The sequence below is a fragment of the Microbacterium sp. ProA8 genome (assembly GCF_039905635.1).
Classification (GTDB): Bacteria; Actinomycetota; Actinomycetes; order Actinomycetales; family Microbacteriaceae; genus Microbacterium; species Microbacterium chionoecetis.
Window position 1 is genome coordinate 1,207,900 of record NZ_CP157000.1, and the last position, 13,633, is coordinate 1,221,532.

Annotated in this window: 14 protein-coding genes; 3 read left to right on the top strand and 11 right to left on the bottom strand. The window is 70.6% G+C overall.

Annotated features, from left to right (window positions below; translation table 11 throughout):
* Positions 1 to 12: 12 nt before the first annotated feature.
* From glyA to ABG085_RS05035, 3 genes are read left to right on the top strand one after another with little or no spacing between them, the layout of a single operon-like run.
* Complete coding sequence (gene glyA / locus ABG085_RS05025) at positions 13 to 1,287, top strand: serine hydroxymethyltransferase (protein ID WP_347978330.1); 1,275 nt, start codon at positions 13 to 15, stop codon at positions 1,285 to 1,287.
* On the top strand, positions 1,284 to 2,159 hold the full coding sequence (locus ABG085_RS05030; protein WP_347978331.1) for a bifunctional methylenetetrahydrofolate dehydrogenase/methenyltetrahydrofolate cyclohydrolase: 876 nt from the start codon (positions 1,284 to 1,286) through the stop codon (positions 2,157 to 2,159). The genes glyA and ABG085_RS05030 overlap by 4 nt, the downstream gene beginning before the upstream one ends.
* Positions 2,160 to 2,188: 29 nt before the next feature.
* The gene (locus ABG085_RS05035) at positions 2,189 to 3,148 is read left to right on the top strand and encodes an NAD(P)-dependent alcohol dehydrogenase (RefSeq protein ID WP_347978332.1); all 960 of its coding nucleotides are present in this window, start codon (positions 2,189 to 2,191) and stop codon (positions 3,146 to 3,148) included.
* Positions 3,149 to 3,176: 28 nt separating this feature from the next.
* Here ABG085_RS05035 and ABG085_RS05040 read toward each other — a convergent pair whose 3' ends face one another.
* The 11 genes from ABG085_RS05040 to ABG085_RS05090 all read right to left on the bottom strand — a co-directional run bounded on the left by ABG085_RS05040 (position 3,177) and on the right by ABG085_RS05090 (position 13,619).
* Positions 3,177 to 3,824: an NAD(P)H-dependent oxidoreductase gene (locus ABG085_RS05040; RefSeq protein WP_347978333.1), complete on the bottom strand. Its 648-nt coding sequence runs from the start codon at positions 3,822 to 3,824 to the stop codon at positions 3,177 to 3,179.
* Entirely contained in the window at positions 3,821 to 4,300 is a 480-nt protein-coding gene (locus ABG085_RS05045; protein WP_347978334.1) for a MarR family transcriptional regulator, read from the bottom strand. The genes ABG085_RS05040 and ABG085_RS05045 overlap by 4 nt, the downstream gene beginning before the upstream one ends.
* 110 nt (positions 4,301 to 4,410) lie before the next feature.
* Entirely contained in the window at positions 4,411 to 5,457 is a 1,047-nt protein-coding gene (locus tag ABG085_RS05050) for a DUF6596 domain-containing protein (protein WP_347978335.1), read from the bottom strand.
* The gene (locus tag ABG085_RS05055; RefSeq protein ID WP_347978336.1) at positions 5,457 to 5,837 is read right to left on the bottom strand and encodes a YciI family protein; all 381 of its coding nucleotides are present in this window, start codon (positions 5,835 to 5,837) and stop codon (positions 5,457 to 5,459) included. The genes ABG085_RS05050 and ABG085_RS05055 overlap by 1 nt, the downstream gene beginning before the upstream one ends.
* A 76-nt stretch (positions 5,838 to 5,913) precedes the next feature.
* Positions 5,914 to 6,507 (bottom strand): hypothetical protein, encoded by a 594-nt coding sequence (locus ABG085_RS05060; protein ID WP_347978337.1) that lies wholly within the window; start codon positions 6,505 to 6,507, stop codon positions 5,914 to 5,916.
* 120 nt (positions 6,508 to 6,627) lie between these two features.
* Positions 6,628 to 7,431, bottom strand: a complete 804-nt coding sequence (locus ABG085_RS05065; RefSeq protein WP_347978338.1) for an aldolase/citrate lyase family protein — start codon at positions 7,429 to 7,431, stop codon at positions 6,628 to 6,630.
* A complete protein-coding gene (locus ABG085_RS05070; protein WP_347978339.1) occupies positions 7,416 to 8,201 on the bottom strand; it encodes a fumarylacetoacetate hydrolase family protein in 786 nt (261 codons plus the stop codon). The genes ABG085_RS05065 and ABG085_RS05070 overlap by 16 nt, the downstream gene beginning before the upstream one ends.
* Positions 8,202 to 8,354: 153 nt before the next feature.
* Complete coding sequence (gene hpaD / locus ABG085_RS05075) at positions 8,355 to 9,521, bottom strand: 3,4-dihydroxyphenylacetate 2,3-dioxygenase (protein WP_347978340.1); 1,167 nt, start codon at positions 9,519 to 9,521, stop codon at positions 8,355 to 8,357.
* Positions 9,522 to 9,637: 116 nt separating this feature from the next.
* A complete protein-coding gene (hpaE, locus tag ABG085_RS05080) occupies positions 9,638 to 11,197 on the bottom strand; it encodes a 5-carboxymethyl-2-hydroxymuconate semialdehyde dehydrogenase (protein ID WP_347978341.1) in 1,560 nt (519 codons plus the stop codon).
* Positions 11,198 to 11,256: 59 nt separating this feature from the next.
* On the bottom strand, positions 11,257 to 11,946 hold the full coding sequence (locus ABG085_RS05085; protein ID WP_347978342.1) for a GntR family transcriptional regulator: 690 nt from the start codon (positions 11,944 to 11,946) through the stop codon (positions 11,257 to 11,259).
* Positions 11,943 to 13,619, bottom strand: coding sequence for a fumarylacetoacetate hydrolase family protein (locus ABG085_RS05090; RefSeq protein ID WP_347978343.1), 1,677 nt, complete (start codon positions 13,617 to 13,619; stop codon positions 11,943 to 11,945). The genes ABG085_RS05085 and ABG085_RS05090 overlap by 4 nt, the downstream gene beginning before the upstream one ends.
* Positions 13,620 to 13,633: the final 14 nt, after the last annotated feature.

A 13,633-nucleotide genomic window follows, 5' to 3' on the forward strand; every position in this document is an offset into this window, starting at 1 on the left:
AAGGAGATCGTCATGACCGATCAGTACTTCAACGCCCCGCTCGCCGAGGTCGATCCCGAGATCGCGCAGGTGCTCGAGCGCGAACTCGAGCGTCAGCGCGGCTACCTCGAGATGATCGCCTCCGAGAACTTCGTTCCGGTCTCGGTGCTGCAGTCGCAGGGATCGGTGCTCACCAACAAGTACGCCGAGGGATACCCGGGCCGTCGCTACTACGGCGGGTGCGAAGAGGTCGACGTGGCGGAAGAGCTCGCGATCGAGCGTGCCAAGTCGCTGTTCGGCTCCGAGTTCGCCAACGTCCAGCCGCACTCCGGCGCCTCGGCCAACGCCGCCGTGCTGCACGCGATCGCGCGCCCCGGCGACACGCTGCTCGGCCTGTCGCTCGACCAGGGCGGCCACCTCACGCACGGCATGAAGATCAACTTCTCGGGCCGTCTCTACAACATCGTCGCCTACGGCGTGAATCCCGAGACGAGCACGATCGACATGGACGAGGTGCGCCGTCTCGCGGTCGAGCACCAGCCCAAGGTCATCATCGCGGGATGGTCGGCCTACCCGCGTCAGCTCGATTTCGCCGCGTTCCGCGCGATCGCGGACGAGGTCGGGGCGCTGCTCTGGGTCGACATGGCACACTTCGCCGGCCTCGTCGCGGCCGGGCTGCACCCGAACCCGGTACCCCACGCCCACGTCGTCTCGTCGACCGTGCACAAGACGATCGGCGGCCCCCGCTCGGGCTTCATCCTCACGAACGACGCCGACATCGCGAAGAAGATCAACTCGGCGGTGTTCCCGGGCCAGCAGGGCGGTCCGCTGATGCACGTGATCGCCGCCAAGGCGACCGCGTTCAAGCTCGCGGCGACGCCGGAGTTCAAGGAGCGCCAGGAGCGGGTGCTCAGCGGTGCGCACATCATCGCCGAGCGGCTGTCCCAGCAGGACGTCAAGGATGCCGGCATCTCGATCCGCTCCGGCGGCACCGACGTGCACCTCGTGCTCGTCGACCTCCGCAACGCCGCGATCGACGGCAAGCAGGCCGAGGACCTCCTGCACGAGATCCACATCACCGTGAACCGCAACGCGGTGCCGAACGACCCGCGGCCGCCCATGGTCACCTCGGGCCTGCGGATCGGCACCCCCGCTCTCGCGACGCGCGGCTTCGGCGACGCGGAGTTCACGGAGGTCGCCGACGTGATCGCGCTGGCGCTGCTTCCCGGCGCCGACGTCGAGGCGCTGCGCAGCCGCGTGGCCGCCCTGACCGCCGCCTTCCCGCTCTACCCGGGGCTGCAGCAGTGACCGCGCAGAAGCTCGACGGGCGCGCCGCCGCGGCCCGGATCAAGGAGGAGCTGCGCGAACGCGTCGCGGCGCTGCAGGCTCGGGGCATCACCCCCGGCATCGCCACGGTGCTCGTCGGGGCCGACCCGGCGTCGCAGCTGTACGTCGGCATGAAGCACCGCGAGTCCGAGTCCATCGGCATGAACTCGATCCAGCGCGAGCTGCCCGCGGACGCCACGCAGGCCGACGTCGAGGCGCTGATCGACGAGCTCAACGCCGACCCCGAGTGCCACGGCTACATCGTGCAGCTGCCGATGCCGAAGCACATCGACACCGACGCGATCCTCGAGCGCATCGACCCCGCGAAGGACGCCGACGGCCTGCACCCGACCAACCTCGGCCGACTCGTGCTCAACGTCAACGGCCCGATCACGACGCCGCTGCCGTGCACGCCGCGCGGCGTGATCGAGCTGCTGCTGCGCAACGACTACGACCTCAAGGGCAAGGATGTCGTCGTCGTCGGACGAGGCGTCACGATCGGCCGGTCGATCGGGCTGCTGCTGACCCGCCGCGAGATCAACGCGACGGTCACCCTGACCCACACCGGCACGACCGACCTGTCGCACCACCTGCGTCAGGCCGACGTGATCGTGGCGGCGGCGGGCGTCAAGCACATCGTCCGCCCCGAGGACGTCAAGCCCGGCGCGGCCGTGCTCGACGTGGGCGTCACCCGTGAGGAAGACCCCGAGACCGGCAAGTCCAAGGTGTACGGCGACGTGCATCCCGACGTCGCCGAGGTCGCGGGCTACCTGTCGCCCAACCCGGGTGGCGTCGGGCCCATGACGGTGGCGCTGCTGATGACGAACGTCGTCGAGGCTGCGGAGCGCGCATGACGCCCCGCGCGGGCCTGTAAGGAGAGCGCGTGCGCGCGGTGGTCTACGAACGATACGGCGGCCCCGAGGCTCTCACGCTGCGCGAAGTCCCCACACCGATTCCGTCGCGCGGTGAGGTGATCGTCGAAGTCGTGGCGACCTCGGTCAATCTCTCGGATTGGGAGGGACTGCGCGGCCGTCCCGGCTATGCGCGCATCGGCGGACTCATCCGACCCGTGCATCAGACTCTGGGTTCCGACATCGCCGGTCGAATCGTCGCCGTCGGCGATGGCGTGAGCCGTTTCGTCGTCGGCGACGAGGTGTTCGGCGACAACCTCGCACGCAAAGGGGGATTCGCCGAGTACGCGGTGGCGCCGGAGTCTGCGCTGACACACAAGCCGAAGGAGCTCTCGTTCGCCGAGGCGTCGACGATCCCTCAGGCGGGGGCGATCGCGTCGCAGGCCGTTGCCCTTGCGACTCCCGGGTCGCGAATGCTGATCAACGGCGCCGGCGGCGGGTCGGGCTCGTTCATGGTTCAGCTGGCGAGCGCGAAGGGAGTGCACGTCACGGCGGTCGACAATGCCGGCAAGCAGGACTTCCTGAGGGTGCTCGGCGCCGACGCGACCCTCGACTACCGACGCGATGACTTCACACGCACGGGTCCGTACGACCTGATCGTCGACCTCGTCGCCAGTCGATCGATCTTCGCTTTTCGGCGCGCGCTCGCGAAGGGCGGGCGCTGCGTCGTGATCGGCGGCACCAGCCGCGCCGTTCTCCGGATGGTCACGGTCGGGCGGCTGCTCGGCGTGCTGACCCGCGCGCAGCTCGGCCTGCTCATCGTTCGGCAGGGTCCCGCAGGCTTCGCTTCGGTGGCGAGATCATGCGCGAGCGGTGAACTCGACATCCACATCGATCGGGTCTTCAGTCTGAGCGAGGTGCCTGCTGCGCTGGCCTGGCACGGAGAAGGGCGAGCGCGCGGAAAGGTCGTCGTAGCCGTTCGAGAAGGCTGAGGCCCCCGGGAGGCTCGTCCGGCGCACGTCACGCCGGGACGAGCTCCTCGCTCTCGCGCGCGACCACGGTTGCGGCATCCGTCGCCCCGAGGGAAGCCATGCCGCGCACCCAGCGCTCGCGGTCGGCATCGCTGCGGTGGCGTACCTCGGCGAGCCGCGTGACGCCGCGCACGCGGATGCCGCAGAACTCGAGAGTCGCGTTGCGCAGCGACCGGACGGCAGCGTTGCGGTAGACCCAGGCGTTCCAGATCTTCGGGGAGTCCATCGTCATCACGATGCGCGCCGTGCGGCCGGCGAGCAGCTTGTCCCACAGGCGCCCCGTGGCGCGGTAGCGGTAGGCGAAGCCCGACAGGAAGACCCGGTCGATCCAGGTCTTGAGCGCTGCCGGGTACGAGCCCCACCACTGCGGGAAGAAGAAGACCAGGTGATCCGCCCAGTCGACGTCGGCGACGTAGGCGGCGACCGCGGGGGTGAGCGGAACGTCGGAGTCGGTGCGAGGGAGGCGGACCTCGTTGCGCTCTGACGGATGCGCCGGGACGGTGTCGCGGGCGAGGTCGATGAGGCGCACCTCGGCGCCCGCGGTGCGCGCGGCGTCGGCGTACGAGTGTGCGAGCGCGTGGTTGAGGCTGCCGGCGAGCGGCGTGCCGATCACCACGAGGATGCGAGGGGCGTTCATGCGGGGATCTCCTCGGGGATGGCCGTGCGCCCGCTGGGCGACGGCCGCTGCTTGATGAAGGCCGTGAGGGCGACGAGCTGTGCGTTCAGACGGGGCGCGTCGATCGGGTCGTCGCCGAGCGCCGGGTCGGTGAGCATCGCAGCGAAGTGGCGCTCGAGCGCAGCGCCCGCGTCTCGCACCAGTTCGGTGCTCTTGGACGTGAGGGACAGCAGGATGCTGCGGCCCGCGCCCCGCGGGGACTGCGCCGTGATCCATCCGTCCTCGACGAGGGCGGGGACGCGCTTGCTGACCGCGGCCTTCGTGACTCCGAGGCAGTGCGCGAGCGTCGTCATGTCGGCGGGCTCCGCGTCGTACAGCACGGCGAGGAACTGGAAGTGGTTGAAGGTGACGCCGTAGCCGGATCGCAGTGCGGAGTCCGCGAAGGCGTCGAGCTCCGCGAGGAGCTCGTGGAGGGTGAAGGTCAGCCGGTCGGACACGCTACTGAGTAAACCAGTTGACTCGCTGTGAGTCAACATGTTTACTCATTCACTCACGGGCTGACGTGAGCACCGGCCGTGGGAGGGGAATGGATGCCGGGTCCACCGCGTCAGCCCAGCCTGGCCTCCGCGGCGGCCAGCGCGGCCCGTGCACCGTCCGTCGGTGCGATGGCGACGAGGCCGCGGTAGAGCTTCACCAAGGCCTCGACGTCCACCGCGCCGGTGCGGGCGCGGTCGCAGTGCACCGCCTGGATCGCCGCCTCGAGCTGGAAACGGCCGAGCGGGCGCCCGAGGGCGGAGGCGCGCCGCAGCAGCGCGGCGCCCTCGGCGATGAGCGCGCGATCCCAGAGCGCCGGATCCTGCTGATCGAGCGGCGGCCACGGCGCCTCCGCTCGCGCGGGTGCCCGTGACTGCGCGTACGTGAGGAGCGCGGCGAGCCCCCACGCCTCCGGCTCGTCGCCGAGGAGCGTCGCGGTGAGCACCGCGAGCCAGCGCGCCTCGTCGGCGAGGGATTCGCGCGGCTCCTCGCCCTGGTCGAGCCAGCCGATCGCGTAGGCGCCGTAGATCGCCTCGAGCACCGCGGGCAGCCGTGCGGGCATGTCGGTGCGCGTGGGGATGCGGAACGGGATGCCGGCGTCGCGGATGCGGCGCTTCGCCCGCACGAGGCGCTGCGCCATCGCCCCCTGTTCGACGCCGAACGCGCCCGCGATGGCGGCGGCGTCGAACCCGAGCACGGACTGCAGCATGAGCGGGGTGCGGACGCTCGGGTCGATCGCCGGGTGCGCGCACGCGAAGAGCAGCTCCAGCCGTCTGTCGGGGATGGCCTCGCTCTGCTCGAGCGCCGTGAGTGCATCGACAGCGCGCTCGTCGGCACGAGCCGCGGCGATCCCGTCGTCGAGCGGAACACCGCGGCGGTGCGATGCCGAGCCCAGTGCGTCGCGCAGGCGGTTGCGAGCCACGGTGACCAGCCACCCTTCGGGATTGGCGGGGATGCCGGCATCCGGCCACGTGCGCAGGGCACGCTCGAAGGCGTCGGCCAAGGCGTCCTCGGCGAGCGAGAGGTCGTTCGTCTGAGCGGCGACGACGGACAGGATGCGGCCGTAGGACGCCCGTGCGGCGCGCTCGGCGGCCGCGCGGGCGTCCTCGGCGGTGGGCATCAGTGGGCGAAGGCGGTCCAGGCGCCGTCGCGGAAGTAGGTCGCGCTCGGACGCACCTCGACGGCGCCCCAGCCCGCCGACGGCGCCTTGCCCGCCCATTCGATCGCGGCATCGAGGTCGGGCACCTCGATGATGAAGCTGCCCCCGAGCTGCTCTCTGGTGTCGGCGAAGGGGCCGTCCTGCACGCGGAGGCTCCCGTCGGCCGCGGTCACGGTGGTGGTGACCGCTGAGGGCTGGAGCACCTCGGCGGAGATCAGCACGCCGGAGGCATCGAGCGCCTTCGCGTACTCGTCGAACTCGCGCATGCCTTCGGCCAGCCCTTCAGGGCCGAGCTCCTCAGGGGTCATCTCGGGGTAGTGCAGAAGCAGTGCGTACCGCATGGCGTCGTCCTTTCTGGTGGGATCACGACACCCCTATGACGATCTCCGCCGTCTCCGATCGACAGGTCCGATCGAATCAGCCCTTGCCGAGTTCGTCCAGCATGCGGCGCTGCTCGTCGGTGAGGCCGTCGTCGAGCTCTCGCCGGCCTGCGTCGGTCGCCGGCGCCGCACCCGGATAGGCGCGTGACGTGCCGGCCGGGGAGGCCGAGGTCGCGGCATCCGTTGTCACGGTCTTCGTCCCCGTCGCCCGGTCGTAGAGGGCGCCCGCGTGACCTTCCACCTTGTCGTCGATGGCGCCGTAGATCGCCCAGCCGATGAGGAGGAAGACCGGGGGCAGCACCCAGCCCCAGAAGGCGCCGAAGATGCCGCCGCCGATCGAGACGCCGGTGAAGACCACCGTGGCGATCCACACCAGGAAGGCGACGGCGAAGGCGAGGAAGAACTCCACCAGCTTCTCGCCGGCCTTGGTGCGCTGCCCGGACGACTTGGACGCCATCGAGCGGAACCACTTCTCGACGAGCGGCTTGATCCAGATGACGAGCGCGGTCAGGACGATGCCGGCCCACACCGCGGCCCAGCCCACGCGGGCGGGCGTGAGCCAGCCGACGACCAGGAGCACGAGGATGTTGAACACCAGCAGCGACGCGAACCGCACGACCCACTTCTTCATGCGTTCACTGTGCCACGTTCCGTCGGCAGGACGGAAACGCCGGGGTGCGGATGCGCGAAAGGTTCGATCTCCGCCGCTCCAGCGTGCGGAAGACCGCCCGTTCGCGATGGCCGGCGGCGATCAGTACGACGAGCGCTTGTCGTCGTCGGATGCCGCGACCCAGCGGGCCGCGAGGGCTTCGGACCCGCGGGCGAGGAGCGCGACGTCGGCGCCGACGAGGATGAAGTCTGCACCGGCCTCGAGGTACGCGTCGGCGGCGGCGGGGTCGAACGCGTTGACCCCGACCTTCTTGCCGGCGCCGTGCACGGCGTCGAACGTCCGGAGCGCGGCGGCGACGACATCCGGATGCGTCTGCTGACCGAGGACTCCCATCGACGCCGCAAGGTCGGACGGCCCGACGAAGACGCCGTCCACGCCGTCGACCGCGGCGATCCCGGCTGCCGCCTCGACGCCGGCGGCCGTCTCGATCTGGACGAACAGCGACACGTGCGCGTCGGCGTCGGCCAGGTACCCGTCGACCCGGTTCCACCGCGCCGACCTGGCGAGTGCCGAGCCCACGCCCCTCGTGCCCCGTGGGGGGTAGCGCACGGCGGCGACGGCGGCCTCGGCATCCGTCTTCGAAGAGACCATGGGCACGAGCAGGTTCTGGGCTCCGAGGTCGAGCACCTGCTTGATCGTCACGACGTCGCCGATCGGCACGCGCACCACCGGCGTCACCGGGTAGGCACCCACCGCCTGCAGCTGCGCGAGCACCGACTCCAGACCGTTGGGCGAGTGCTCCATGTCGATGAGCACCCAGTCCAGACCCGACCCGGCGCAGATCTCGGCGACGAGCGGCGACCCCGAGCACACCCACATGCCCGCGAGGGGACGGGATGCCTCGGCCAGCGTCGCGCGGAAGGTCGGGCTCAGACGAAGCGACATGTGATGGTTCCCATCGGTCCGTAGTCGCACAGCACGCTATCGCCTCGCGACACCCACATGGGGCGGGTGAACGATCCGGCGAGGATGATCTCGCCCGCCTCGAGCCGTCCGCCGTGCTGATGGAACTTGTTCGCGAGCCACGCCACGCCGGTCGCCGGGTGGCCGAGCACGCCCGCGGCCACCCCGGTCTCTTCGATCTCGCCGTTGCGGCTCAGGACCCCCGGGACCCAGCGCAGGTCGATCTCGTCGGGCCGCTTGCGCACGTCGCCGAGCACCATCGCGCCGTACGCGGCGTTGTCGGCGATCGTGTCGACGATGGTGCGGCCCTCGAGCTCGATGTGGGAGTTCAGCACCTCGAGCGCCGGAACGGCGTAGTCGATCGCGGCGAGGGCGTCGTCGAGGGTGCAGTCGGGGCCCTCGAGCGGCGCCTTCAGCACGAACGCGAGCTCGACCTCGATGCGCACGTTCGAGAACTGCGCGACCGGGATCTCGGCGCCCGAGTCGTACACGGTGTCGTCGAACATCACGCCGTAGTCCGGCTCGGTGATGCCGGTCGCCTGCTGCATCGCCTTGGACGTCAGCCCGATCTTGCGCCCGACGAGCCGGCGGCCCGCGGCGACGTTCGCATCGCGCCAGACGCCTTGGATCGCGTAGGAGTCCTCCACGGTCGCGTCGGGGTACCGCGCCGTGATGCGCGGGATCACGCCGTGCGTGCGGTCGGCCTCGGCCAGCTCATCCGCGAGCTGCCGGATCACCTCGGGTGGAAGCATCCGTCTCCCTTTCGTGTCTTGTGCGCTCGAGTCGTTTCGTCTCGCTCGTTCCTCGCTCGCTCAACGACCGGAAGCGAGGCATCGGGCGGTCCGTCTCACTCGCTCAACGATCGAGATCCCGGTCGTTGAGCGAGCGAAGCGAGACGAAGCGCGTCACAGCTGGTGGCCCAGCTTGTACTCACCCTGCTTCCAGCTGGGCAGCTCCTCGGCCTTGTCGTCGGGGCGGGTGTACGAGAAGCCGTCGGCGCCGATCGTCACCGCCATCTCGGACGCGTCGGTGCGCGCCACGACGGGCTGCGGGTTGCCGTCCAGGTCGAGCACGAGGGATGCCTCGGTGTACCACGACGGCACCACGGGGTTGCCCCACCAGTCGCGGCGCTGGTTGTCGTGCACGTCCCACGTGACCACCGGGTTGTCGGGGTCGCCGGTGTAGTAGTCCTGCGTGTAGATCTCGACGCGGTGTCCGTCGGGGTCGCGCAGGTACAGGTAGAACGCGTTCGAGACGCCGTGGCGGCCGGGGCCGCGCTCGATCGCGTCGGAGCGGCGGAGCGCCCCGAGCTTGTCGCAGATCGCGAGGATGTTGTGCTTCTCGTGGGTGGCGAACGCGACGTGGTGCATGCGCGGACCGTCGCCGCCGGTCATCGCCGTGTCGTGCACGGTCGGCTTGCGGCGCATCCAGGCGGCGTAGACGGTGCCCTCCTCGTCCTGGATGTCTTCGGTGACGCGGAAGCCCAGCGACTGCATGAAGTTCACCGCGCGCGGCACGTCGGGGGTGACCTGGTTGAAGTGGTCCAGCCGCACGAGCTCACCCGGGGTGTGCAGGTCGTACCGCCACGACAGCCGCTCGACGTGGTCGGTCTGGTGGAAGAACTCGTAGGGGAAGCCGAGCGGGTCGGTCACGCGCACGGCGTCGCCGATGCCCTTCACGAAGCCCTCCGCGCGGCGCTCGACCCGGCACCCGAGCTCCTCGTAGAACGCGACCGCCTTGTCGAGGTCTTCGGGCGTCCGGACGCGGTACGAGAACGCGGCGACGGCGGCCACCGGGCCCTGCCGCAGCACGAGGTTGTGGTGGATGAACTCCTCCGTCGAGCGCAGGTAGATCGCCTCGCCGTCCTCTTCGGTGACGTAGAGGCCGAGCACGTCGACGTAGAAGGTGCGCGACGCGGCGAGATCGGTGACCACGAGCTCCATGTACGCGCAGCGCAGGATGTCGGGGGCCGGGCTCGTCGGCGTGGGCACCGGGTCGTCGGTGTGGATGGGCGCCTCCTGGCTCACGTAGAAGCCCGAGGAGGTGAGGGTCATGTCGTCACGGTGGGTCATGTCGCGTCCTTGCGTTGCTCGGATGGTCGGGGCGTTTCGTCTCGCTCGTTCCTCGCTCGCTCAACGACCGAGATCGCGGTCGTTGAGCGAGGGAGCGAAGCGACCGAGACGAAACGTCAGCGCGGGTCGGGATCGTCGAGGTCGGTCGGCTCGTGTGGGTCGGCCTTGCCGAAGGTCGGGTTGTGCGCCGGACCGAGCGTGATGTGCACGGCCTGCTGGTCGGTGTAGAAGTCGATCGAGCGGTAGCCGCCCTCGTGGCCGAGGCCCGAGGCCTTGACACCCCCGAACGGCGTCCGCAGATCGCGGACGTTGTTCGAGTTGAGCCAGACCATGCCGGCTTCGATCGCCTGCGAGAAGTTGTGCGCGCGCTTGAGGTCGTTCGTCCAGACGTAGGCCGCCAGTCCGTACTTCACGCCGTTGGCAAGCTCCAGCGCCTCTTCGTCGGTGTCGAAGGGTGTGATCGCCACCACCGGTCCGAAGATCTCCTCCTGGAAGATGCGGGCGTCGGGCGCGACATCGGCGAACACCGTCGGGCGCACGAAGTTGCCGCCGTCGAACCCCTCGGGGCGGCCGCCGCCGGCCACCAGGCGGGCCTCGCGCTTGCCGATCTCGATGTAGCTCATCACCTTGTCGTAGTGCTCGGGGTGCACGAGCGCCCCGACCTCGGTCTTCGGGTCGTGCGGGTAGCCGACCACGACGCGCTCGGCCTGCGCGGCATAGCGCTCGACGAACTCGTCGTACACCGACCGCTCCACGAGGATGCGCGAGCCGGCGGTGCAGCGCTCGCCGTTGAGCGAGAAGACGCCGAAGATCGTGGCGTCGATCGCCGCCTCGAGGTCGGCGTCCGCGAAGACCACCGCGGGGGACTTGCCGCCGAGCTCCATCGACAGCCCCTTCAGGAACGGCGCGGCGTTGCCGAAGATGAGCTGGCCGGTGCGGCTCTCGCCCGTGAACGAGATGAGCGGGACGTCGGGATGCTTCACCAGCGCGTCGCCGGCATCCTCACCCAGTCCGTTCACGAGGTTGAACACGCCCTGCGGCAGCCCCGCCTCTTCGAAGATGCCGGCCCACAGCGACGCCGACAGCGGCGTGAACTCGGCGGGCTTGAGCACGACGGTGTTGCCGGTCGCGAGGGCCGGGCCGAGCTTCCAGGACTCGAGCATGAACGGCGTGTTCCACGGCGTGATGAGCCCGGCGACGCCGATCGGCTTGCGGTTGACGTAGTTCATCTGACGGCCCGGCACCTTGTAGGCGTCGTCGGCCTGCGCGACGATCAGGTCGGCGAAGAACCGGAAGTTCTCGGCCGCGCGCCGCGCCTGTCCCAGCGCCTGCGTGATCGGCAGCCCCGAGTCGAAGGACTCCAGCTCGGCGAGCCGGGCGTCGCGGGACTCGACGATGTCGGCGATGCGGTGCAGCACGCGCGAGCGTTCGCGTGGCAGCATCCGCGGCCAGGGTCCGTCGGTGAACGCGCGCCGCGCGGCGGCCACGGCCCGGTCGATGTCGGCCTTCTTGCCGGCAGCGGCCCGCACGTACGTCTCGTTCGTCACCGGGTCGAGCACGTCGAACGTGTCGCCGTCGGCCGAGTCGACGAACGCGCCGTCGATGTAGTGCTGGATGCGCTCGGGCAGGCCCTCGGGCACGCGGCGCGTCTCCGCGGTGGTGGCGGTGTCGGTCATTGCTGCTCCTTCGTCGGAGGTCGTGATCCGGATGCCGGTGGTTCCGGCAGCCGGAAGGTTCAGAACGCCGGGAGGCCCAGGGCCTCGTCGGGGTGCTCGTGGATCATGTAGGCATCGAGCGTCGCCGAGCGATGCCGCCGCGCGGCCTTCTCGATCTCGCCGAGAGGTGCGCCGGTCTCGATCAGCTGCAGGATGTTCTCGTGCTCGCGCACCGATTCCGCCGCGCGGCCGGGGACGAAGCTGAACGTCGAATCGCGCAGGTGTCCGAGCCGGCCCCACTCCGCTTCGACGAGCTCGAGCATGCGCGGGTTCGCGCACTTCGAGTACAGCGCCGCGTGGAACTCCTGGTTCAGCCCGGTGAACGCGCGCGGGTCGAAGTGCTCGAGCGTCTCGATCATGAGCTCGTTGATCCGCCGTGCCGCACGCACGTCGTCGGCTGTGAGCCGGCGCGCCGCCAGGGCGGTGGCGGCGCCCTCGAGGATCGACAGCGACTGCATGCTCGAGCGGTACTGCGAGTCGTCGACCATGGACACCCGCGCGCCGACGTTGCGCTCGAACGTCACAAGCCCCTCGGCCTCGAGCTGGCGGATCGCCTCGCGCACCGGCACGACGCTCATGTCGAGGTCGCCCGCGATGCTGCCGAGCACGAGCCGGTAGCCGGGGGTGAACTCCTGACGCGCGATGCGCTCCTTGATCCAGCGGTAGGCGAGCTGCGATTTGCTGAGCGTCGCGGCGGTCTCGGGGGTCATCGTGCGGTCTCCCCGGCCTCGAGCGCTGCCGATTCCTGCGACGGCTGCGTCTGTGTCGACGAGCGCTCGCCCGAGATGGCTGGGGTGGCCTCGCGGTCGGCTTCGTACCGCGCCCGCCACTCGGCGTTCATCGGGAAGAGCCCGTCGACCGGATGCCCCTCCGCGACGCGCTCGGCGATCCAGGCGTCCTCGTCCTCCTGGGAGAGCGCCGCGTCGACGACCTCCTCGGCGATGTCCGCCGGGATCACCACGACCCCGTCGGCGTCGCCGACGATGACGTCGCCCGGCTGGACCGTCGCGCCGCCGCAGGCGATGGTGAGGTCGGCGTCCCACGGCACGTGCTTGCGGCCGAGGACGGCCGGGTGGGCGCCGGACGAGTAGACCGGGATGCCGACGGCCGCGACGGCTGCGGCATCCCTGACTCCTCCGTCGGTGACGATGCCCGCGGCACCGCGGGCGTGTGCGCGGATCGCGAGGATGTCGCCCAGGGTGCCGGAGCCGGCGTCGCCGCGCGCCTCGATCACGACGACCTCGCCGTCGCCGACCGCGTCGAACACGCGCTTCTGCGCGTTGTAGCCGCCGCCGTGCGAGGCGAACAGGTCTTCACGGTTCGGCACGAAGCGGAGCGTCCGCGCGGTGCCCACCAGCTTCGATTCCCTCTCCGGCGAGTCTGCAGCGCGCAGCGGCCGCACGCCGTCGATGTGCACGTTGTTCAGCCCGCGCTTGCGCAGCTGCGCCGAGAGCCCCGCGACCGGGACGGCCTCGAGCTTGGCTCGCAGAGCGGCGCCCAGAACAGGTGTTCCGGCGGAGGGAGGAGTTTCTGCCGCCGATGCTCCTGCGCTCGCCGGATCACCTGTTGCCGGCGACGCCGCGGCGGGGAGGCCGGCGGCCTCGCGGGATCCCCATGCCTCGGCGCGCTGCAGATCGTCGGCTTCGGGGAGCGAGCCGAGGTCGGGGTCGAACGGCTCCGACCCCTGCACGACGGTGGTGACGAGCCGGCCGGAGGACGGCCCGCCGGGCACGTCGACCTCGACCTCGACCACGTCGCCCGGCTGGGTGACCGAGGATCCGGCCGGTGTCCCGGTGAGGATCACATCGCCGGGCTCGAGCGTGAAGTGCTGCGACAGGTCGGCGACGAGCTGCGCGAGGGGGAAGATCATGCCGGCGGCCGTGTCGTCCTGAACCAGGGCGCCGTTCAGCCAGGTGCGCACGCGCAGGGCGTCAGGGTGGATCGCCCGGGCGTCGAGCAACGACGGGCCGATCGGCGTGTAGCCGTCGCCGCCCTTGGAGCGGACGTTCGACCCCTTGTCGTTGGCCCGCAGGTCGTAGAGCCCGAAGTCGTTCGCCGCGGTGACCCCCGCGACGTGCTCCCACGCCTCCGCGAGCGGCACGCGGTGGGCGGCCGAGCCGATCACGAGCGCGATCTCGCCCTCGAAGGCGAGCAGTTCGGTGCCGCCGGGCCGCTCGATGGTGCTTCCCGAGGCGGCGACAGAGCTCGACGGCTTGAAGAAGTACGACGGATGCTGCGGCCGGCGCCCGCGCTGATCCGCTCGCGACGCGTAGCTGAGGTGGACGGCGACGATCTTGCCGGGTCGGGCGGGGAGGGCCGCGAAGCGGGGATCGGCCGAGGATCCGGGCACCCCCGCGGCGACGGCATCCGTCTTCTCATCCATTCGAGCTCCCTCAC